This window comes from Paenibacillus sp. JT22N1 (genome assembly GCF_059692155.1).
The window spans coordinates 44906-66541 of the sequence record NZ_JCAUAW010000027.1; the positions used below are offsets into that span (position 1 = coordinate 44906).

22 protein-coding genes and 2 pseudogenes are annotated in these 21636 nt (G+C 39.9%); 19 read left to right on the forward strand and 5 right to left on the reverse strand.

The window, feature by feature from the left end:
* Positions 1 to 65: 65 nt before the first annotated feature.
* The gene (locus tag AC58UU_RS34270; protein WP_497321998.1) at positions 66 to 1154 is read right to left on the reverse strand and encodes a Gfo/Idh/MocA family protein; all 1089 of its coding nucleotides are present in this window, start codon (positions 1152 to 1154) and stop codon (positions 66 to 68) included.
* 203 nt (positions 1155 to 1357) lie between these two features.
* On the opposite strand from AC58UU_RS34270, the gene AC58UU_RS34275 reads away from it, so the two are divergent.
* Both AC58UU_RS34275 and AC58UU_RS34280 read left to right on the forward strand, forming a co-directional pair.
* The gene (locus tag AC58UU_RS34275) at positions 1358 to 1933 is read left to right on the forward strand and encodes a DUF4871 domain-containing protein (protein ID WP_497321999.1); all 576 of its coding nucleotides are present in this window, start codon (positions 1358 to 1360) and stop codon (positions 1931 to 1933) included.
* Positions 1934 to 2526: 593 nt separating this feature from the next.
* Entirely contained in the window at positions 2527 to 3432 is a 906-nt protein-coding gene (locus AC58UU_RS34280) for a hypothetical protein (RefSeq protein ID WP_497322000.1), read from the forward strand.
* 832 nt (positions 3433 to 4264) lie between these two features.
* Here the strand turns inward: AC58UU_RS34280 and AC58UU_RS34285 are convergent.
* Together AC58UU_RS34285 and AC58UU_RS34290 are read right to left on the reverse strand one after the other, a co-directional pair.
* Positions 4265 to 5329, reverse strand: a complete 1065-nt coding sequence (locus AC58UU_RS34285; RefSeq protein ID WP_497322001.1) for an LLM class flavin-dependent oxidoreductase — start codon at positions 5327 to 5329, stop codon at positions 4265 to 4267.
* A 201-nt stretch (positions 5330 to 5530) separates the two neighbouring features.
* Positions 5531 to 5609: pseudogene (locus tag AC58UU_RS34290) on the reverse strand (NucA/NucB deoxyribonuclease domain-containing protein); the annotation flags it as partial.
* 115 nt (positions 5610 to 5724) lie between these two features.
* On the opposite strand from AC58UU_RS34290, the gene AC58UU_RS34295 reads away from it, so the two are divergent.
* From AC58UU_RS34295 to AC58UU_RS34320, 6 genes are all read left to right on the forward strand, one after another.
* Positions 5725 to 6321, forward strand: a complete 597-nt coding sequence (locus AC58UU_RS34295; protein WP_497322002.1) for a TetR/AcrR family transcriptional regulator — start codon at positions 5725 to 5727, stop codon at positions 6319 to 6321.
* Between the two features lie 219 nt (positions 6322 to 6540).
* Complete coding sequence (locus AC58UU_RS34300) at positions 6541 to 6882, forward strand: hypothetical protein (RefSeq protein ID WP_497322003.1); 342 nt, start codon at positions 6541 to 6543, stop codon at positions 6880 to 6882.
* Positions 6883 to 7062: 180 nt separating this feature from the next.
* A complete protein-coding gene (locus AC58UU_RS34305) occupies positions 7063 to 8316 on the forward strand; it encodes a serpin family protein (RefSeq protein WP_497322004.1) in 1254 nt (417 codons plus the stop codon).
* A 127-nt stretch (positions 8317 to 8443) separates the two neighbouring features.
* On the forward strand, positions 8444 to 9043 hold the full coding sequence (locus AC58UU_RS34310) for an NUDIX hydrolase (RefSeq protein WP_497322005.1): 600 nt from the start codon (positions 8444 to 8446) through the stop codon (positions 9041 to 9043).
* Between the two features lie 1410 nt (positions 9044 to 10453).
* Positions 10454 to 10624, forward strand: coding sequence for a hypothetical protein (locus AC58UU_RS34315; RefSeq protein ID WP_497322006.1), 171 nt, complete (start codon positions 10454 to 10456; stop codon positions 10622 to 10624).
* Positions 10625 to 10882: 258 nt separating this feature from the next.
* Positions 10883 to 11071 carry a hypothetical protein gene (locus tag AC58UU_RS34320; RefSeq protein ID WP_497322007.1) on the forward strand — a complete coding sequence of 63 codons (189 nt, stop codon included), beginning with the start codon at positions 10883 to 10885 and terminating at the stop codon, positions 11069 to 11071.
* 118 nt (positions 11072 to 11189) lie between these two features.
* On the opposite strand, the gene AC58UU_RS34325 is transcribed toward AC58UU_RS34320, so the two are convergent.
* Together AC58UU_RS34325 and AC58UU_RS34330 are read right to left on the reverse strand one after the other, a co-directional pair.
* The gene (locus AC58UU_RS34325) at positions 11190 to 11399 is read right to left on the reverse strand and encodes an alpha/beta-type small acid-soluble spore protein (RefSeq protein WP_497322008.1); all 210 of its coding nucleotides are present in this window, start codon (positions 11397 to 11399) and stop codon (positions 11190 to 11192) included.
* A gap of 548 nt (positions 11400 to 11947) precedes the next feature.
* Positions 11948 to 12526 (reverse strand): TetR/AcrR family transcriptional regulator, encoded by a 579-nt coding sequence (locus AC58UU_RS34330; RefSeq protein WP_497322009.1) that lies wholly within the window; start codon positions 12524 to 12526, stop codon positions 11948 to 11950.
* Positions 12527 to 12765: 239 nt separating this feature from the next.
* Here AC58UU_RS34330 and AC58UU_RS34335 point away from each other — a divergent pair, with 239 nt between their 5' ends.
* The 11 genes and pseudogenes from AC58UU_RS34335 (at position 12766) to AC58UU_RS34385 (ending at position 21611) form a co-directional block, all read left to right on the forward strand.
* Positions 12766 to 13941 (forward strand): MFS transporter, encoded by a 1176-nt coding sequence (locus AC58UU_RS34335; RefSeq protein ID WP_497322010.1) that lies wholly within the window; start codon positions 12766 to 12768, stop codon positions 13939 to 13941.
* A 45-nt stretch (positions 13942 to 13986) separates the two neighbouring features.
* A pseudogene (locus AC58UU_RS34340) lies at positions 13987 to 14188 on the forward strand (sigma factor-like helix-turn-helix DNA-binding protein); the annotation flags it as partial.
* A gap of 1166 nt (positions 14189 to 15354) precedes the next feature.
* Complete coding sequence (locus tag AC58UU_RS34345) at positions 15355 to 15555, forward strand: hypothetical protein (RefSeq protein WP_171643981.1); 201 nt, start codon at positions 15355 to 15357, stop codon at positions 15553 to 15555.
* A 201-nt stretch (positions 15556 to 15756) separates the two neighbouring features.
* Positions 15757 to 16185: a GreA/GreB family elongation factor gene (locus AC58UU_RS34350; RefSeq protein ID WP_497322011.1), complete on the forward strand. Its 429-nt coding sequence runs from the start codon at positions 15757 to 15759 to the stop codon at positions 16183 to 16185.
* Positions 16186 to 16426: 241 nt separating this feature from the next.
* Positions 16427 to 16924, forward strand: coding sequence for a hypothetical protein (locus AC58UU_RS34355; protein WP_497322012.1), 498 nt, complete (start codon positions 16427 to 16429; stop codon positions 16922 to 16924).
* Positions 16925 to 18046: 1122 nt separating this feature from the next.
* Positions 18047 to 18514, forward strand: a complete 468-nt coding sequence (locus AC58UU_RS34360) for a DUF2716 domain-containing protein (protein ID WP_497322013.1) — start codon at positions 18047 to 18049, stop codon at positions 18512 to 18514.
* A 238-nt stretch (positions 18515 to 18752) separates the two neighbouring features.
* Positions 18753 to 19229, forward strand: coding sequence for a hypothetical protein (locus AC58UU_RS34365; RefSeq protein WP_497322014.1), 477 nt, complete (start codon positions 18753 to 18755; stop codon positions 19227 to 19229).
* A gap of 258 nt (positions 19230 to 19487) precedes the next feature.
* Complete coding sequence (locus AC58UU_RS34370) at positions 19488 to 19958, forward strand: pentapeptide repeat-containing protein (protein ID WP_497322015.1); 471 nt, start codon at positions 19488 to 19490, stop codon at positions 19956 to 19958.
* Positions 19959 to 20149: 191 nt separating this feature from the next.
* Positions 20150 to 20554 (forward strand): SGNH/GDSL hydrolase family protein, encoded by a 405-nt coding sequence (locus AC58UU_RS34375; protein WP_497322032.1) that lies wholly within the window; start codon positions 20150 to 20152, stop codon positions 20552 to 20554.
* 102 nt (positions 20555 to 20656) lie between these two features.
* A complete protein-coding gene (locus tag AC58UU_RS34380; RefSeq protein ID WP_497322016.1) occupies positions 20657 to 20986 on the forward strand; it encodes a GNAT family N-acetyltransferase in 330 nt (109 codons plus the stop codon).
* A gap of 163 nt (positions 20987 to 21149) precedes the next feature.
* Positions 21150 to 21611 (forward strand): YhfM domain-containing protein, encoded by a 462-nt coding sequence (locus AC58UU_RS34385; RefSeq protein WP_497322017.1) that lies wholly within the window; start codon positions 21150 to 21152, stop codon positions 21609 to 21611.
* Positions 21612 to 21636 lie beyond the last annotated feature (25 nt).

Genomic DNA, 21636 nt, shown 5'->3' on the forward strand with positions numbered 1-21636 from the left:
GATTAATCATATAAAAATTATAAAGTTTTAAATTTAATGGCACCCGAATGGGGTGCCATTATTTATCATTCGTTATCAGCCCATGGTTGTCGAGTCGACACTACTGTCTCCCCGGATTTAATAGCCTGCTCAATCAGCATACCGATATAGTGGTCCTGAGAAGCTTCCGGAAGACCATAAAATCCGGGTCCACCCTCAGCATAAACCGCCATCTTCTTCAAACAGACTGCAATAGCAATTTCATCGTCATATAGCCTAGCAGGTATGTAGGGGTTTTCATATACCCATCGTTCTCCCGCCATAATTCCTTTAAGGAAATAGCCTTCCGCGTTCTCATACTCACCTTTATTGATGCGCTTTAATTCCATTTGAATCTGTGTGCAGGAAGGATCTTGTATGCTAATCCGATTATCGAATATTTCCCCTCGTTCTCCCCTAACACATAAATGGTTTGAACGGGTCCATGAACGATGTTGATCCTTGGTGAAATCGTAAATCCCCAGCTTTCCGCCAAAATCCAACCAAGCTAAATCTCTCTCTGACTTGATTAATTTATCTTCTGTAGGCGGACCACTTCGGTTCGGCCCAGCGACCCAATCGGATTCAAATCTCATTCCCTTAATACTGACCCCTTCAAAGCGCACTCCTAACATTTTCCGTATTAAGCTTACTGCATGATATAACTGAGATATGGATACTGTCACTTGATTAACATTGCCTAACTGTCCTGACATAATAATCTTATGCCGGGCTTCTTGTATAGGATGAAACTGGTATTGTTCAGCAATTTGAATTCGCGCGCCTTGACGGGTAAGCTTGTCGTGCAGCTTCAGCAAACCATCCAGATTAGGTGCAGGAGGTGTTTCTGTAAGTACAGGAATTCCTCGTTCCGCCAGCTGCAGAATATAATCGATAGCTGCCGATGCATTGATTGATAGTACAACAAAGTCCGGTTGTTCATTTACCAAGAGCTGATCCAGTGTCCGATAAGTAGTCACTTGCCATAAGTCTTCCATCGCCTTGCCCTTGGATTCGTCACGAATTACCATTCCGCTAACACAAAATTGCTGTGGTAGAGCCTGTGCAATTCTTAGAAAATATTGTGCGCGAAAGCCTCCACCGCCTATGATGCTAAATGTTATAGGTTTCCCCATCAATTACACCGCCTTCTTCAGTCGTAGCTTCGTTTTATCAAATATAAATTCCATAGTCAAGTTTTAGAATCAGTATAATTCTATTGAATCTACAATAGTTTCTCTTTATTCAAAAAAGTAATTGAAATTTTATTGTAAAATAAAAAAAGGAACAAATTGTAATTTATAAGCGTCTAATCAGTTAAGAATCATTTCGGAGGTGTATGATGAAAAAAAATTGTTCATTTGATTTCATTTCCCTTTTGATATTGGCATTAGTCCTAACAAGTTGTTCAACTCAGACAGGGGTAGAAAAAGAAATGAATGTTCAAGAAGAAAATAAATCATCTTTAAAAGTAGACACCAATGCAAAAGGATGGGAGGTAAGTCCAACATTTAATATTCCAGTTACATTTAGTGATGGAACAAAAGGCGAATATATTTTGATTGGAAAAGAAGGAAAGTTAGGTTTCCTCACTGGCGGAATTCCTATTATTGCAGAAAAATCTAATAAATATATGTGGCACTTTTGGGGGAGTACGCTAGAAGAGACGCAACAATTATTCGGAAAGAAAATGGAAATTAGAGGAGTCAGCAAGCAAACGGGAGAAGAAATTAGTGTTTTTAAGGGTGGAATTGGCATTCCAAATCCTAATGTTCAACCACCTATTCCAGATAACGATAAAGTTGCTAAAGGACATACTATGATGTCATTACCCTCTGCTGGGCTTTGGAGATTAGATGCGTACATCGAAGAGAAGCTTTTTGGTAGTGTTTTTGCTCAAGTGCATGACAAATAGTTAATTCCATTAGACAGAGAATAGAGGTCCTAACGGGATTCAAATTGCTGGTCGTTCCGCTAACGAAGAACGTTAGCTCCATAAGATTGTACTATTTAGGCTGTCGGTGAAAGAATTTATTACGCTCAGCTCACGGCGGTAAATGGGTTGAGGGAAAAAAATCTTTTGAGGTCAAGTAGCCTTAAAAAGAACGGTAATGTATTTCATACATGGAATTTAACTGCTGACGTAAAATAGCCCCGTCTATGTAGATCGTTCAACTAACGAGTTAAAAAAAGAGAAGTTTCATCAAGGCACAATCCAAGCGGTTGTGCTTTTCTTATGTCCATGAGAGTGTATATGATGGCTTGGATGCTTAGATAAAGGGTCAGATAAAAAGCGGAAAAATTAAACAGACTACTATATCCATTGATATTTTATAATTTAGTACTGATGCAAACAAACGACATCATATGATGATGGAGAAAAGTAAATTCGAATCATACCTGGCATAATTGAATTACATAAAACGGAAACCAGAGTAACTACAGTGAAATCGCACACATTTATTTATATATCTAAATACTATTATTGCTGGTATCGGAGGTCGTGAATTGTATAACTATTTTATAAGTTTAAATCCAACTATGCAAACTGCAATTGTGTCAGCTATCGTAGCACTAATTACAAGCATTCTAGGAACACTTTTCAGCAGCTCTTTGAAATCTTTCTTCGACAACAGATCTCTCTCCTATAAACTAAAGAAAGAGTATAGTTATGAGCAAAAGAAGAAATTACGTGAGTTAATCGGTAGTTATCAGGGAAGGGTTTTAGAAGCAGCAACTGAACTGCATTATCGTTTATTAAATTTATATGAAAATGAAGAAAAGGGGTGGTTGGCTAATGAATCATACTATCATAAATCAACAATGTACCGCTTCCTTCGTGTATTAACAATTGTTCGAATGTTTGAAAATGAAGCTATATACATCGACTCACAGATCGGAAACAGAAAAGACATTGAGTTCTTAATGTTTCTAAAAGCCCTGCATTGGATTTGCACGGATGTCAGATTATTTGACGGTGTTCCCTACAATAGTAAGTATGATCATTTTTATAGTGATCATTTACGTAGTATGTGTGATAGATTCGTAGATGATGGGAAAGTTATTACGTTGGAAGATTTTGATGCCAGGTTGAAAGATTTCTCTTCCCTTTCTGAATTTTTCAATGGTATGAATCGAGTTGAAGACAGATTGCGTTGGGATCGTATTGTGGTACTTCATCTGATTTTAATAGCATTTATCAACACTATAGGGTATGACTTTCAGAAATGTGGGTCGGGGAAGGTATTAGAAGTCATTCAAAATGTGCGTCATTTTGGAATTTTAGAAAACATACCCGAAGTGATCAAAACATTAGTGAAACAGAAAGAAACCAAGAATGTCATCCGTTTAACTGTAAAATTTTTAAAGAAAAATTCTATACCTCTAAACTCTAAAACTCCTCTTTCACTTTAAATTTTAAAATTGCAACATTAAGTGAACGTTTTATCTTTTTTATGGGGGACTAAACCCTTCATAAAGTATCAAGGTTGAACTAACGCAGAACAGATAGTTCAAGTCTAAAAGAGAGAGGCCATCCGACAAAAGATGGCCTTAAAAACTTGCCGTTAGAGATAGCTCAGAGAACCGTATCATATATAAAAGTTAGATCATTGCGCTAACGGAGAACGTTAGTTCAATTAAAATCAGAAGATGGCTGCCGACATCATAAGATCAGCATCCATCTTTTTTATTTCCATCCCACATCTTACAGGTTGTACCAGAGCAACTCGAATCAATGTTAGCTAGAATTCGTGTAGTATTGGATGATCATCAAAACTTTGAGGAAATTGTCCCCATCTGGTTTAACTCGTAAGTTAACATGAAACGATTACTTACAAACAAGGAGCAATTGAACTAACGCAGAACATTAGTTGAACAATACAAGGAGTAGATGAAATCGGAAAAAGTATTTATGGTTCAACAGTCGATTCTGATCGGAAAGTGGTTGAACGTGTTGCGGAAATAGCTGCATTACTGATGCCTCAAATCGCACTTGCATGGTTGCTTCAAAAGGTACCGGTAACAGCAACGTAGCCATATTCGTCTTCATGGATGTTCTGCGCAATACGATCAGTGGGACGCCAATCCAGTTCTCCACGGCTAAGAAAAAGTGACGGTTGGGGTAAAAAAGTGTCCGAGCCAGGGTTTTGCACCTTGGTTCGGACCCATTGCTGTGTGATGGACCGCATTGCTGGTCCTGTGAACACTTCGTGAATGTCGATAAAATCGGCATCCACAGCCAAGCTCACCCCTGCGCGGCCCCGCGAGCAAGTTCCTTGTGGACGATCGGCGCGACCTTCGTGCCGAGCAGTTCGATGGTACGCAGCAATTCATGGTGCGGCATCGTGCTGACGTCCACGTGCAGAAGGAAGCGCGTTAGACCTAGATTCTTGCGCAGCAGCACGATCTTCTCCGCGACATACTCGGGATCGCCGACGTAGAGCGCTCCGCGAAGGCTGCGGGCGGCGTCGAACGATTCGCGGGTGTATGGAGGCCATCCGCGCTCGCGCCCAATGGTGTTCATCTGGGCTGCTGTCGACGGGTAGAACAAGTCGGCAGCCTTCTCGGTCGTATCCGAGATGAAGCCGTGTGAATGCGTCGCGATCTGCAGCTTGCTTACGTCGTGTCCGGCCTTCGCGGCCGCTTCCTTATAGAGATTGACTAGAGAAGCGAACCTCTCCGGCATGCCGCCGATGATCGCAAAGACGACCGGCAATCCTAGCATGCCGGCGCGAATCGCGGACTCCGGATTTCCGCCGGTTCCAATCCATACGGGCAACGGCTCCTGTACGGATCGCGGATAGACGCCCAGGTTGTCGATGGCGGGGCGATGGCCGCCGCGCCAGCTTACTTTCTCCGATTCGCGGATCGCGAGCAGAAGCTCCAGCTTCTCCTCGAATAGTCCGTCGTAGTGGTTCAAGTCGTATCCGAACAACGGGAAAGATTCGATAAACGAGCCTCGGCCCGCCATAATTTCCGCCCGTCCATTGGACAGGCCGTCCAAGGTGGAGAAAGCTTGGTACACGCGAACCGGATCGTCCGAAGACAACACGGTCACGGCGCTCGAGAGCCGGATTCGTTTGGTCGTGGAAGCGGCAGCGGCCAGAATAACGGCTGGCGCCGAGCTCGCGTAATCCGCGCGATGATGTTCGCCGATCGCATAGACGTCCAGACCGACTTGCTCGGCCAGATTAATCTCCTCTACCGCTTGTCGGAGCCGTTCGGCCTGCGTGACGCCGCCGGCTCTCGGAGCAGCCTCGAGGAATGTGCTTAGTCCTATTTCGAATGAAGAAGTTGTAAGATCGGACATAATGATTCGCTCCCTTCTAGATAAGTTTATTATACTTTATATTTTAATGTAACTCAACAAAAGTAAGTGAAAAAAACAACCCGCCACGCAGCTACATTGCTGGTAAATCAAGCCATCGTCTCAGCTAACCGGTGAAATTTACATTCAAAAATTTTATTTCACGATTATCTCGACTCTGGTTCCATCAGGGTACTTCTCTAGTTAATGAGAGATCCAGGAAACCCGCGCCTCGGTTATCAGCTGGTGTGACGTACATAATATTGGCACCGGAGCCACTTTCTTAACAAAGATTAAGCAGGTGAGTTTCATGGATGGATTGTTTGTTAAACCTCACCTCACTCATCCTGAAGATCTTTTCCACCATATAACTGAATTTTTGGAGGATTGACTCAGCTGTGCCACGTACCCAGGAAGAGAATGAGCGGATTCGACAAGCTGCTAAAGATAAAATCGAAGCCGCAGCGATGACGATTTTTATAAAGAAAGGCTACCATACCACCTCAATCGATGATGTAGCCAAACAGGCACAGATATCCAAGGGCTTGCTTTACAATTATTACAAAGGCAAAGAAGAGCTTCTCGCGGCTTTGGTTCGATTAAGAATCGGAGAAGTAGTGGAAGTGATTAAGACTGCCGCTGCGCTGAAGACTCCGGTAGACCAGCTTCGTTATATCGTGGAGGGCGCATTAGATACCGTATGCCGCCGCCCAGACGTATATCGATTTTACTTGAATTTGCAAACACAGCCAGAAGACGATCGTGTCCTTGCGGTCTATGGAGATCAACTTAACGAGGAGTCCCGCATACAGTTTGAACTGCAGTGCAAGATGTTCGAGAATCTTGGGGTGAGGGAACCAAGGTTGAGATCACTTCACTTCTCGGCAACTCTTCATGGTGCGATGCTGATGTTGACTACTTACCCTAAAGGATTTCCGGTCAAAGAGATTAAGGGACAGATCATTCAGGAATATTGCATCTACTCAGCAGAATAATAGTATTCGAAAATTGCATTGAGCTAACGGGAACCATAGCACAACAATCATCAAAGTGGAGGCTGCCAGCAAGATCGGTAGCCTCCATTACGTTAACGGGCAGTAGAGCGAGGTGGTAGCTCGCTGTTTTTGTTGAACTATTGGTCATGTACCAGCAACAAATATTGAATAAACACGTCATATTTATGGGGATTATTGTTAAAAAGGGAGTGTGGAATTATGAGTAAAATAAATATTAATAAAATTGCTTTATATTTTGGATTTATTGCTTCGGCTATTACGATTGTTTTGTTTATTGTCATTAGGATTCAAAATGGGTCAGACATAGGAGGACTTGCAGCAATTTTGATTCCTGCGGGCTTACTGTCAATAATCTCATCAGTAACTCAAAAGGCAATTTTTATGTATCTTAGTCTGCTTCTGAGTTTACCTCTTGTTTCTTTATGGCAGCCAAACATGGGAAGTATAGGATCTCTTGCGATAATTCCAATGTTTATTTTACTTGCAGCATTATTAATGACTTATGAATTTATTCAAAACAGAATTCAAAAACCACGATAAATATTCTGATTTTTTACTTCGTTCGATCAACTAACGAACAACGATAGCTTCATTACGGCATCCGGTGGAGTCCTCTAGCCGTTAAGGCTTTTCTATATAAGCACAAATCAAATCGGCTGCACGGAACATTATGTAAAGATTCCTCGTCTAATAAGCATATGAATGACAGGGGGGTCCGAAATGAATGATTATTTTAGAAAAAGTAAACTTCTTGCGGCTGGCATACTGCTGGTACTGATTGTGACTGCGTGTGCCAATCCTTCTGGAAATTCGATTTCATTGGAAAAACGACAAGTCGCGGCGGCCGGAGTTGATGTGCGTATCGTCAAAGCAAGCAACGAGTTCGGCATGAAGCTCCATCGGCATCTGGTCCAAACGGAGCAGAATAAGAAGAAAAACATATTCATTTCGCCGACCAGCATTTCTTTGGCGCTCGCCATGACTTACAACGGAAGTAGGGGGGAAACACAAGTCTCAATGGCCAAGACGTTGGGCTGGCAAGGCATGTCCCTGGATGAAATGAATCGGGGAAACGAGACGCTTATCTCCCTTTTGCAGCAGCCGGGCAGTGACGTTCAAGTGCGCATTGCCAACTCGCTTTGGTCCCGTAAAGGAATATCGTTTCACAGTGATTTTACGAAAACCAATCAGGCGTTTTACGACGCCAAAGTAACTGAGCTCGATTTCAACAGTCCCAAAGCTCCTGACACGATCAATGACTGGGTAAACAAGAATACCAACGGAAAAATTCCCAGGATGATCGAATCCATCGATCCCATGGAAGTTTTGATCCTGATGAATGCGGTCTATTTCAATGGCGGGTGGAAAAAGGAATTCCAACCTTCTGCAACGAAAGAAGAAAGCTTCAGACTGCAGGACGGTTCCACCAAGCAAGTGCAGATGATGACGCAGTCAGGCTCCTACGAATATTTGAAGGAAGAGGGATTTCAAGCAATCCGCTTGCCGTACGGAGAGGGGCAGATGGACATGCTGGTCATTCTTCCAGATGAATCTTCTTCACTGGATGCTCTCCATGACAAGCTTTGGGCCGATCCCAACCGCTGGCACGAGTCGTTCCGGTCGAGCCGGGGTGAAATCAAGCTTCCCCGTTTGAAGATCGAATACAGCGAAAAGTTGAAAGAACCGCTCAAGACCATGGGCATGACGCTGCCCTTTGACGAAGTCCATGCAGATTTTTCCGGCATGGCCCCTGTTCCGCCCAACCTGTTCATCAGTGCGGTAACACATAAAACGTTCATCGAGGTCAATGAAAAAGGAACGGAGGCAGCTGCGATCACTTCGGTACATATGTCAGGGGCTTCCGCACCAATCGATGAACCGTTCCAGGTGACGATAGACCGGCCGTTCTTCTTCGCGATTGAAGACCGCCAGACCGACGCATGGCTTTTTGTAGGGTCCGTGGTCGAACCATAAACGCCCGTACTTAAACTGCAACGTGTTACTCCACATCAACAGATGGGCAGGATAACGGAGCAACGTTCACCTAAATTATGGTAGAATGGAGCATAGGGTTGTGAAATGTTAAGAAAGGCGTGGTAGGGTGAACGATCAAGTTGTTTTGAAAGCTGGAGCGTTTGTACTAACCAATAAAAGAATGGCGTTTATGATGGGACCGACTGTGGATCAATCTGCACTTGCTATTGTCAGACTTGGTGGGCATAGAGAGGGAGCCGAAACAGCTTGGGAATGTGCCCAACGTGAGGTTTTTGAAGAGTCTCAGATGCGAATTACTCCTTTAATGCCTTCAATGACTTTTTATTGTCCCAATACTAGGTTTGACATTGAAATAGAATTGGGACCAATTACGAAATTTCAAAATACAAGAATTGAACCACGTCCTTTGATTGTGGGACATCAGAATTCAGTACAAAGCATAACGCCGATTTTCCTCGCATCATCAGACGACGAACCAGTACCCAGCATGGAGACTAAAGCATTAATGTTCTTAACTCGCAAAGATGTTATTCGTCTATGTTCCGAAACAATAACTTTAGATGAATTCCAAACTTTAGGTGGTAGAGTCCTGCTTGGACAACACATTGATGGGAATTTACCGTTGAAACCATTTGGACATCTACTTATGCTTTCAATTATTCTAGAGCAATATCCTAATGTGATTTCAACCTCAATATTTCGATAAAAGCTAAGCTAACAAAGAACTATAGTTCAATACAAATAAGGGCCGCCACTAGGTGGCCCTTTGCTCACCTAACGGGACGCGCAAAACATTAAATTAACTAAAAAAGAAAATCAGACCTACACCGTTTTAAGGTTGTAAGTCCGATTTTCCTTATATTATAGGGGGTCTGTTTATATAATAACCATGATTTATTAATCGAAGATTAAAACTAAATAACGATTGTGTTAAAAACATGGGTGGTAAGAAACAGCGATTACTTCGTTAACTGGCAGGAGAGCGTGGTGGGAACTTGCTGCTGTTGTTGAATTATTTGGAAGGATAGTTTAGCAATAAGTAATCTTTACCAGCTATGACCTTTAACGGTTTAATATAATTATACTTGGTAGGGCGTTGTACCAAATATCTATTATGGAGACAAGTGATGAACTCAAATACTCATTCCACTTCGGAAGAAAACGTTTTTACGAATGAGTGTAAGGATATTATTTTAAGAGAATATATAATTGATGATTTAGATGAGTTTCATTCACTAACCTGGCAACCTGAAATATATGAATACTTGCCAGAGAGCTGAAGAATGGTTAAAATGCTTCAGGCAGCTCCTCTTTTGGTTTATTGAAGTAATCATGTGACGAAAGAAATTTTCATAAAGTAACAATAGTATTATTTAACTTGTAAGAAGTGCTTGAAATTTTATAAAGAAGTATTAAATGGTGAAATTGAACAAGAACGTGGTCAGTACAATAGGTGATGAAAGGGCTAATTTTATCAGTAGAAAGCAAGGAGGGCTGTATTTGAGAAACATACTCAACTTACTGATTACATTTCTTGTTTTTTGGTTTGGGAGTCATTACTTCAATCAGTATATATCCATATCGGATACAAAAACATTGATACTTGCAACAGTGCTCATGTTTGTTATCAGTTTCATTTACGGTTTTTTATTAACAGTTTCAATGATTTCCATGGTAATTGGGATTGGTTGTTTAACTACTCCATTGTTAGTGGTAGCTTCACTTGTGTTGACACCAATAAAGTTATGGCTTCTTGATAAGTATTTAACGGGATTTGAAATTCACGGATTTTGGACATATGTGATTCTTACCATTATATTGAGCATCTTTACTGTAAAAGTAAAAAGGAAAAAGGAATGAAGGGTTAAGATTTTATCAGGAGAACCAAACAGGCTAACATAGAGCAATAGGTAAAATGCAATCTGACTTACTACGCTAACGGAAAACTATAGTTAAATACCAGAAGGGCATCAGCCCTTAAATCAGCTATTGGCCGGATATTAGAGTATGAATCACTGAATTTGACGTCCATATCTTGGTATAATTTCAGGTCCAAAAGCAAAAACTATATTGGATTTGAAGAATAAACCATACCTTAAAAATGGAGGGATTTTATATGAGTAACAGCTTAGATGCAATTAAAGCCGATCAAGCAAACTTTCTGGACAAAACTGAGGATGAAGTAAAAAAGGTTGCTGCCACAACCGATGTGAATGAAGCGGTAGAAGCCATCACGGCCCATATTAATAAATACGATGAGCAGGAAGAAGATGAGACAATTCACTAAGACTATTGATATCTCGGTCTAATGACTTCAGGGCTTTATTGTTGATTGGCTGCTAGGAGATCCAACAGCATACTTAGTTAAACTAACGATAAACTTTTGCTCAATAAACATACCTCAAAGGCTGCCGGGATAATGGGCAGCCTTTGCTCACCTATCGGGAGAACGTGAAATATAGATTTCAATGCTTCTAAACCTCTTCTTGTATAAAGGAGGTTTTTTGTTTAGAATTTATGACATGCTCCATCGGAGGTGTATGTAGTGATTGAAAAATACCCATTGCTTAAAGAAACTGACAAAACAATGTTTATTTTCGAAAAGAATGGAAAGTTTTATGGACATATTGTTAAAAATAAGACTGAAAAATCAGTCGCGAAGATAATGTTTGAAACAGGGAAGTACGATTCAGTAGAGCAGTTAAAGTCTGAATACCCAGCTCTGGAAATATAAATAGTATGAAAATCAATATACATTATTTCACAACATAAAAAAGACTACAATTCACCTGAGGAGAAAAAGGGATTGTAGTCTTTTTCGTGCTTGCTTGCTCCTACATCAATGCAATGGATTAGCGTTGAAAGCTGGAAAGTTGTTGCTCAGCTATTTGCACTAATCTTTTTGTAATATTGCCACCTATGGCACCTGCATCGCGTGTGGCGAGGTTTCCGTTATATGCATTTGGTTGGAATGGAATTCCAAGCTCTTGAGCTATTTCAACCTTCAACTGATTTAAAGCAGCCTTTGCTTGTGGAACTAATAGTGTGTTGTTATTAGCCATTTATGCAACTCCTTCTCTAGGTGTAATATTAGGATGTGGAATGTAAAGAAATCTTATACATTTAAATTTACTGAAGTTAAATTTCTAGCTCTGTTCATGATATTGAGAAATGTTTGAATATCATCTGCTCCAAATTGGTCATTAGTTTTTGTTGTATTAGAAGTTTAGTTTTCTTTTTAGATTTCAATTCATATGGAACGGCAGCCTTCTCAAATAACGGGTAGTATAGTTGCAATCGATGTTTTCATGTAGACGCTAGGCGAAGCGTTAATTGGTTCAAGTTGCAAAAGCCGCTGTTAAGGCGGCTTTTTAATATAATAATGGAAACTATGGGTGGAAGGGGGTATTCAGAATCAGGTCTATTGAACCAATTGGCATAGAGCGGTCAAGGAGCCTCTTATTAAATTGTATAATTAATGTATTTTAGGAAAATTTAAATATGATGGGGGGGTCACATACATAAACAGTTGGTGTTGAAAGTGAGAGAAATAGTATTGGAAAAAGCAGCACAACCATTGCTAGAGGACCAAAGGGTGAAGTGTCTATATCTATTCATCGACCTCAGTTAGCTGAGCTTGAATCAGCAGAATCGCCGCGTTATAAAAATTGTCACTATCCGAATCAGGTTTATGGAGATAGGTTTCCACGAATGCGCCACTGTACAGCATTTCCAATTGGGCAGCTAATGCTTCTGGATTTCTGGCACCAGCTTGGCGGGCAATTTGTGCGATTGTATCTTCTTTCTCTATTCGGCATTTCAAAGCTGCCTGGTGACCGAGATGCGCGGCATCGGGGAACTCAAGCAGCGTATTCGTAAAGGGACATCCGCGGTAATCAGGTTTCCGTATGCGCTCCGACAACCTTTTTACCAAATGATATAACTGCTTGACTGGCTCATCGGGATATTGATTCTTTGTTTCCTCCAGTTTTGCGAGGTTTCTCAGATGACGGAGTTCCAGAAAGGCAACCACAAGCTCATCCTTTGTTGCGAAACTTCGGTAAAAGCTGGCTTTGGCAACCTCCGACTCGGCGATAATCCGGTCTATTCCTACAGCACGTATTCCCTCGGAGTAAAATAATTTGGAAGCTACTCGTAGAATTCGTTCCTTAGCTGTTTCTTTTTGCATGTTAGTAACCCACTTCCTTTCGTTTAGGACACCAATTGACATGAGACAGACCTGTCTGTATTATATAAGTGTAAATGAGACAGACCTGTCTCTTGATTGTAATGCAGAGTCTAAAGGCTGTCAATTTTGTAACAAACGTTGATGGAGGGAGTTGCACAGCATGATCTTTTAGCTTAAAGGAAATGTAGACGAGGATTATTATTCCTATTAGAAGGTAATTCTATAAAAGGAGAACATATATGAAAAGAATGCTTTGGGTTGTGCTCATGATGTCATGCGGAGCTACATTCATCTCTTCATTATTCCCTTTATACGGGAAATATTATCACTTGAGCAGTCTGGAAATCACTATCTTATTTGCCATTTATGCTGTTGTCTTGCTGCCAACCTTGCTTGTCGTGGGAGCTAAAGGGAGCTCCTGGGGATTAAAAAGGGTGCTTCGCGTGAGCATATGGATATCCATCGTATCGACATTGCTTTTTATAGGGAGTCAAAACGTCTGGATGCTCTATGCAGCAAGGGTTTTAGAAGGTATCGCATATGGAGCTTTTACAGGTACCGCTACCGCTTTTTTATTAAAACAAACCTCTAACGATAAAGTGAGTAAGGCAATCAAGTTATCAGGTGTATTTGTAAACGTAGGTTTTGGCATGGGCCCAGCCATTTCAGGTTTGGTCGTGCAATATGTGCAAATACAACCGCTACGTATGCCTTTTTGGTTTTTGATCGTCATGTTAGTGAGTTCTTTAATATTTCTGGAAATGCTGCCAAAGCACGAAGATTCTCAATCGGAAAAGCCGGCTAAAACGAAGATTTCGCTCGGTGTTCCCGATAATATTCGCTCCCACTTTTTTTCTTTTATCGGACTTCCCGCATTTACTTTTTTCATGTTAGGCGGAATTGTATTATCACTTATTCCTACGTTTGTTAAAACCGTGATGCATTCCTCAAATCTCTCAATTGCAGGATTGTTAATGTTTATGCTTCTAGGCGTAGCTGCCTTGATGCAGTTCTTCCCATGGGTGCAAAATCCGGTTACTCGGATGCGTATAGGCGTCGTTTTCCTGGCGATTGGGCCATGGATCATTGTTTTCTCAGGACAAACAGGGAATTTATTTTTGCTCTGGGCAGGCATGTTCATTCAAGGCATTGGTGCTGGATGGTCGTTTCAAGCTTCTTTAAGGTTTGCCAGTCAGTTGCCGAAGCCGGAAGAGCGTCCGCGAGTTATTTCAGCCTTTTATTTATGCGCCTACGCCGGATTTATTATTCCACCTTTGGGAGTGGGGGTGCTGACCCAATTCTTTAGTCTGAACCTCTCATTGATTCTTATAAATTCGGTTGCTGCGATAATCGTTATCTATGTTTTGATTTATTCCTTTAAATTTAATCGTTATTATTTAAACCTTACGTCATAATAAACGACCACAATAAGTGAAATGAAGGACATAAAGTTTTCAGTGGTGCAGCTCAAGATCGAGAAGAGCAAAATCTATAAGATTATAGATATTTTGGATGTCCGCAAGAAGGAGGTCGTCGTCGGCCGGTTTGGTCTCGAGTTTGGCGGTAGGACGGACGCTGCGGGAGATTGTGAAGGAGCTGGGGATTTCACGTTCATATATGTCGCGGATCAAGAAAATAGCACAGCTGAAGGCGAAACGTTGATAGAGTCACAAAAAAACAAGCTAAATCCAATTATATGGATTTAGCTTGTTTTTTATTGGAGTAGCTTTTATTTGGTTTTGTTCACATAAATTAGACGGCCGGACTAAGGGGGAATTAGATATATACTGTCACAAGAACATTGTTCCATTAATCACTGCATAATACTTCATAGGATTAAGTTCTGTTAAAACTTAATGACAAGAACTTGATCCCTAGAAAGAGTCATATAAACATAATACTTCAAACGATTCATAAATGGTTCAGCTAAATTACTTAAGTTAGATGGTTGGCTTGTTATAAGTGTTTTTAAAATCGGTTGGTCTCAGATGGGCTATTAGAGGCTTTTAACTTCGTGTGCAACCCTATGTACCGAAGCGCGTGTTTATTTGAGTCTCCAAATTTTTCGTGTTACAGGAATTCTCAGTTCGATCCGAAACATAACTACTTAATGATAAAGAGACCATGGATTCACATTTCTCTCCTAAAAAAAGAAGGCCGAATACCGGTTCGTTGTGACTGGAAACGGGCTGCAAGGCGCGATAAAGGTGGAGTGGGCGAAAGAGTAAAATTTCTGAACCCGCCGCCGGTGAATGAGTACGGATTTATTTCGATGCAGTTCATCAATAATTGCAAAGAATTTTAATATCTCATAATAAGCAGGATCGTTTATGAGTGTCACCAAGAAAAGGAACAATATAATATTCATTTTATGCGAAACGGACACCTAGCACCTATGTTTGAATTGCTCATGGAAGATATAAACGAGTTTTATTTGGTGTTAAAAAGTGAAGGCATGAAAGTTATTGGGGACATAGATGAGTGTACAGGAATCCGGCTTTTTAACTTTCAATATTACTTTTTTATTTATAAACCAAATAATAAGAAAAGGAGTAGAATTTCAGCTAAACGAATATTAATTCTGCGGATTCTCCGACCAATTCTCACATGCATAATCATAAAATCTGTTCCAACTGAAGTTAATTTACCAGTTAATGTTCTGCCGCTATTATTTTTGAGTTTCCCCTCGCCCTCGCGAAGGTTCGTTTGTTCGAATTGACACAAATTACATAAAGTGATATGGTCAAAGTAACAAGACATTCCGCAGAAAAAAAGCGGAATGTCTGTTGTACTTTTATGGATATTCTACATAGTTAAGGAGGTGCTGAGTGATTCAGGTAAAGGAGTTTTTAGATACGGATACGTCTTATGCGGAGACAAGAGCTAATCAGTTTTTAGCCGGTTTAAAGGATGAGCAAGTTGTTAATGTTTGTTATGGATCCATCATGAAGTCATCTGTAAACGGGTCGGGTTTCCAACGTAGTGCTATCCTCGTTGTTTATAAATCGGAAGAAAGCAATCCTAAGTAAAACGAGGTGTTCTCACCCAAAATGGAGACCTTCTTTAAACTACTCTCAGTTATCTCTACAGTTATTATTGCAGCAATCCTGTTATGTTTAATCTTACAGAAGTATTGAAAAAAGTTTTTAAGAAAATAATTTTACCGGAGGTTTTGTAAATGAGGCAAATTGATCGATATTGGAATCTAATTATTTGGGGTGGAATCTACGATGAACCGTAGTCATAGGTTCAATCCACCCCGGAGTCGACTTGTTGAGCAGCTTGCTTTTCTTGACGAGCAAATGACGAATTTTCATGACATTTATTCTTCACAGCAGAAGATACAAGTGCATAAGAGTATTAAACAATATGTGAAAATATTGGAGAGATTACTTGAGCTTGATGATGTTAATCTTGTAAAAACGTTGAGCAAAGTTACGGTAATAGGAAGTAGCATTACTATTTGTTACGAAGAAGAAGGATCTAATGAGTTATTTACGGTGGTCCTCCCAACAGAAATAGACCCGGATAAAAATAGGATATCGTTGTTTTCGCCAATTGGAAATCAATTGTTATCGAGGTCAACAGGCGAAACCTTCATTCTTCAAACTCCGGAGGCTGAATACTCCGTTCGGATTGTAGGGACTGTACTTAGCTAAAGTTGGAAGCATAAACAATGCTTATCTATAATGGGGGACAGCCGCACTCATTGGGCTCATATTGGATGATAACGAGCTGCCAATGCATTCCCCACGGAGCAGCTAAACGGCCGCACTGAGCTCTCCCTCAGTGCGGCCGCTTTTTAATTTTAGCCAAACATGAATAGGGAACCCCGTTTTCACCGGAGATCCCTATTCGATCGTCATATTCATTAGATAATGATAGAGGCATTTGATAATCATGATTATATTTATATCAGGTTTACTTGTGGGTGCAGTTGCTAGTTTTTCCACCGTGGCGATTGCATTAGATACCATACAAGCATTGATCTTCCCTGCAAAAATTAATATTAATGGTGTCATCCATGAAGGGAGTGAAGAATATCGGATTCTAAATGTGGATGGTCACGCGTATGTCCCAATTCGTTATATAGCAGAGAATACTGGTACGATCGTAGGTTACGACCAAAAAAATCAAGTAATTTCGTTGGCCTATGGGCAAATTAATCATCAAGATCCAAATGTCAAATCGATATCCATCGGGGATTTAGTTGTTGAACCCATTCAGGTTAATTTAGAAGTATTAAAAGGACATATAAAAGTAGATCGAGCAGCTACAAGCTATGTTAATTTAACAATTGAATTTTACGGAGCATCGCTTTCGAAAGTTGAAAGCAATGCTCCATTGAGTACTATTATTTTTAAATCGATTAGCTTGAAGGGCTGGTATTTGGCCTGATATTGATGCCTGATAAAGTTCCTACGATACAAAGTTGTGAAAGATTGTATTGTCGGAGAGACGAAATGTCAGACGGAATCCTACGTCAAAACCTAGCTCACCGAATTGATCTCTCGCAGCTTCAACGCCAATAAGTTGTGGAGACTTTATTTCTTGCTTTACTAGCCTTGAAAGTCGCTTATGATTAAGTTTATTGATGGCTCCAACGATTTGAGTTGCGAAGAGACTGTCCCGTACAATTCTGTGATATAAAGGAGCAACTAACTTGGAGACGTTTATTAGGTCCCTTGACAGATCAACCCTTACATTTTTTTTTGAATTATCCTGTATTATACCGAGACAACCAATCGGAAAGGTTCTAAAGCAAACATTAAAACCGGGGTTACCAATACCTACTACGCCCAAGATTCTAGTTCTAAACGATCTTTGTAATATTCTCAGAATTTCTGTATCATCCCCTCGCCAAGTCTTTATTGCTCTTGCTAATTCCTCTGCATAATCTCTATCTGTAGCAAGCTTCTGGTATAATCCCAGTGCCCTTCTTGAAATGATTCTAAGAGAACGAACCGTCGCAGCCGGCACCCCTCGGGTAGTCTTTCTCCGCTTTAACCTACTATTCGTTAGATTTTTAATCAATTTAACGATTTCAACACCCCCAATGAATCAATGTGACTCAAATTCATAACACAGTTTATAGTATGTATTGACGTGAAAAATCGTGTGATCTGCAAGTACACAATCTTAACTAAATTGCAGAAGCGCCAGCGGCTATGGCACGATCACATTTTCTTTAAAGGCTGACGCAATGATTGGCAGCCTTTGTTGCTCGGTGTCCGGCGACACAAACATAGGTGCTTTAAGATCCCCGTAGATTGGGTTTTTTTTATTTCAAAGCGCATATGTTTGTGTCGCGAAGCCACGACACAAACATATGTGCATAATCGTTTTACGACAAAAACATATGCGCATACTCGCGGATGAACTTGCCCGGGAGTTGATTTTTTTGACGGCCTCGCTAAGCTAACTGGCAGTAGAGCTTGGAAACTAGACCCATTAAAATTGCCCATATTATGGTAGTATTGAATTGGGCTTTAAATGACGAGTATATTCGAGGTGCGCTAAATGGACAATTGGGTTTCATTATCAAATGAACTATATCGACTAGTATGGGATAAATTTTATGAGCATTTCAATTTTAAACCCAGTGATCATAGTAGTGATTGGCCTTCCTTTAGTTTACCAGCTCCTTATATTACTTATAAAATAACTAATTACACGGAAGATGACATAGACGATTTAGAGAGAAAGTGTGTTGCATGCCTTAAAGCAGTGACTGAACCAGACGAATATCTGTATGCCTTAGACTGGCATCATGAATCGTTTCAATACAATCCTCATTTGGGTCCACCGAGTACTATTTCCTTTTATCCAGATGGTGATTATTATCTCTTTATAAATAAAGATTTCTCATGGGGATATTTAGGGCATCCATGGGAACAAACAATTAGTATCTTTGGCGGAGATCTAATTCATCAGTTTGAAATTAATAGGCCAAAATTGTTTGGGGAAGTAGTACGAAGTAGTGAATAGGGGATGAAGCTAATTCAGAAATTTGTAGAGCAATCACGGTGCAGCGGAGTTTCAGAGTTGCAGCCCTTCGCTCCGCTAACGGGCAGTATAATGTGGTAATATTAGGTAGGGTGGCGGGTGCAATAGTGTGAGAAAAGTCCATTCCACTAAATTTAGACCTTACCTATGCTCCCTCCTTGGGGTACGATGCATATATTACGATACTGTGCTATTAGACGAGGAAAGGAGTTTATCGTCTATGTACATTCCATTCAGACAACTACTTTTGAGAAAAATCATAAGTGCTGGAATAACGACCTTCTTATTTTCCATTATCTATGCTTGGTTGGAGCCCAACCCATTTGGTGCCCGCAGTATACATTCCATCGGCGCCCATTCACACGAAGCATTTGGCATAATCAACGTCTATATGTTGTATGCCGCACCCGCTATTTATATTTACGGAACAGCTACCTCTATGGCAAGTGAACTGATTACACGCTTTGTAGCCCACCGCCAATGGCTGAGACTGACTATCTCAACATTGTTGCATTGCGGCTTCGGGCTTATTTTACTGCACATCAGCCTCTTAGCGGCCTTAATCTTCTTAGTCTCCGACATCATCATTACTTTAAACTGTAAGCAACCACTCACTTTGAAAATAACCCTCACAAGCCTAATTCTTCCCCTTTGCTTGTGGCTCGCGAGTGTTGCTTATATTAATATGTCAGGATAAGTACTATGCCAATATCAACTAATTGGCAAGAATCCGCATAATATTAGGTTATTTAATAATAAGGATGTGATCCACACGAATATTTATTATTTAATAGTAGAGGAGCTTGCAGCGATGCGCTCCTCTTTTCATTGAAGTAACTGGCAGTAGAGCGTGGTGGTTTCATGCTTCCTATTTTAGGTAAATGGTAAATAAAGGAATTTATAATGGTGTATCGAATAATATTATTTGATACTTATGATTTGGAGGTTGATGAAGATGGAACTAAAAATTGAACGTTTAGATTTTGAAATGGCGGACATTTCTGGGTCGAGGTTTCAAAAGGTTAAAGCTGAGGAATTAAATTTTGAAAATGTCAATTTAGCAAAGACGCAAATTAATAATGCAAATATGACAGGAATGGAATTAACCGATGTGAATATGTTCGAGTTTAGAATTTCGGATGCTAATCTCTCAGGTACTGAAATCAAAAATGCTAATTTTAGTCATGCAGTTATAGACCATGTTCATTTATTTGGCACTGAATTTCGTAATGTTGCTCTCCCTATGGAAGGTGATGGTAATTACAATCCAAATGGCGTTTACAAACCAATTAGCTTTATAAATTGTGACCTAACAAACGTACAATTAACAAGCTGTAATTTAGCAAATATGGATATTCGCGATTGCGATATATCTGGATTTAGGATTAACGGCGTGTTAATAGAAGATTTAATAAATAAAAAATAGGAAATGAATCATCAATTATTCAACTTAAGAGGAACGTTTGCTCAAAACACACCTTTAAAGGCTGCCGGCATGATCGGCAGCCTTTACTTACCTAACGGGCAGATTACAGGATTTTAAATGATATTCGAAATAATACTAGCATAGAGAATGAACCAATCAGGAATAAATTACAGTAAGCAAATTTAGTTACAATCGGCATAGGAGCTAATGACCTTTTTCAAAGCTATAATCTAAAAGAGATAGATTCACAAAACGTAATAAAGACAATTAGAGTAAATCTTTCTGATATAATTGATGAAATAAAAAGGATACATCCATCGGTTAAAATTTACATTGTCGGGTACTTCACCTTACTACCACAGAAAATAAACTATGTTAGTGAAAAATTTAATCATGATTATCCAGCACTTAATACGAATTTAGAAGAAATAGCATTTAAGAAAGAGGCGAAATTTGTAGGAACAGAAGAGGTTTTTAAAAATAACTACAGAGACTTTCTACCAGTGATTGGAGATGTACATCCAAATGAGCTAGGTGATGAAATAATATCAAAAAGAATAATTGGAATTATGAATCAACCAGGATTGTTCGATTAAATTGAAGAGAGAATATCTAAGAAAGGGGATAGTTAACTGAAGCATAAGATAATTATTAACCTTCCAATAGACTCTCATGAGGTACCAACTCTAAGAGAACTGGTGGGTTGGGACGGTCGACACTCTGATTACCCAATTTTATTCGAGCGTTGTAACTTTTGGGCAGGTTGTAGAGATTCAAAAAATGAGCTTATAGCATTCGGCTACATTGCTGGGATGGGATTGCAACATGGCTACATGGAAGACATAATTGTACATCCGCAATTTCAGAAGAACGGAATCGGTCAAGCCTTAGTAAAGAAATTACTAGAGGAGGCGGAGCGTGTCGGGTTAGAGATTGTAACTTTAACTTATGATTCAAAGCATACTACATTCTATACAGCGAGTGGGTTTATAACTTGTTCTGGGGGACTGTGGAGAAGAGAAGACTGAACTAACGCAGAACGATAGCACAATGATGAACAGGCTGCCAGAGTAATTGGCAGCCTGTTCAGTTATAGGGCAGGAAAGCGGAACACTATCCAATATAACTTAAGGGTTCGGAAAATTCATGATATTATTAATGGAAAATAACATCTGAAATAATAATTTTTTTTTGATTGTTGAAATAGAAGGAGGATTAATATTAAAAAAATTCACGGGACTACTATTATCCATTTTCTCAATAAGCATTTTGTTGATCGCATGTAATGGAAACAATCCAAAGACTCTATCTTTAGAACACGAACAAATAAAGTTCATTTCAATCAGTAACAAACAAGGATATAACGAGACACTGGAGGACTCGAACCAAATATTAATTGTTTTAAATGCCATTGAGGAAGCAGAAAAGCTTGAGGAAGTATTAAATCCTACTACTCCAAATCGAACACCTGATGAAGACTATATTCTGGGAGTTCACTACGATTCAGCAGTGAAACATGATGCTTTAAACTCTTTTTTTGTCTGGGTTGATAAAGAGAAGAATGAAGTGAAAATAGCACCTATACAAAAGAGAATCACTAATATTTATAAGCTGACATCGGAATCAGCGCAAGAGATTAAAAATTTGATTTAGTTCAAATGACTGAATAAAGGGGGAT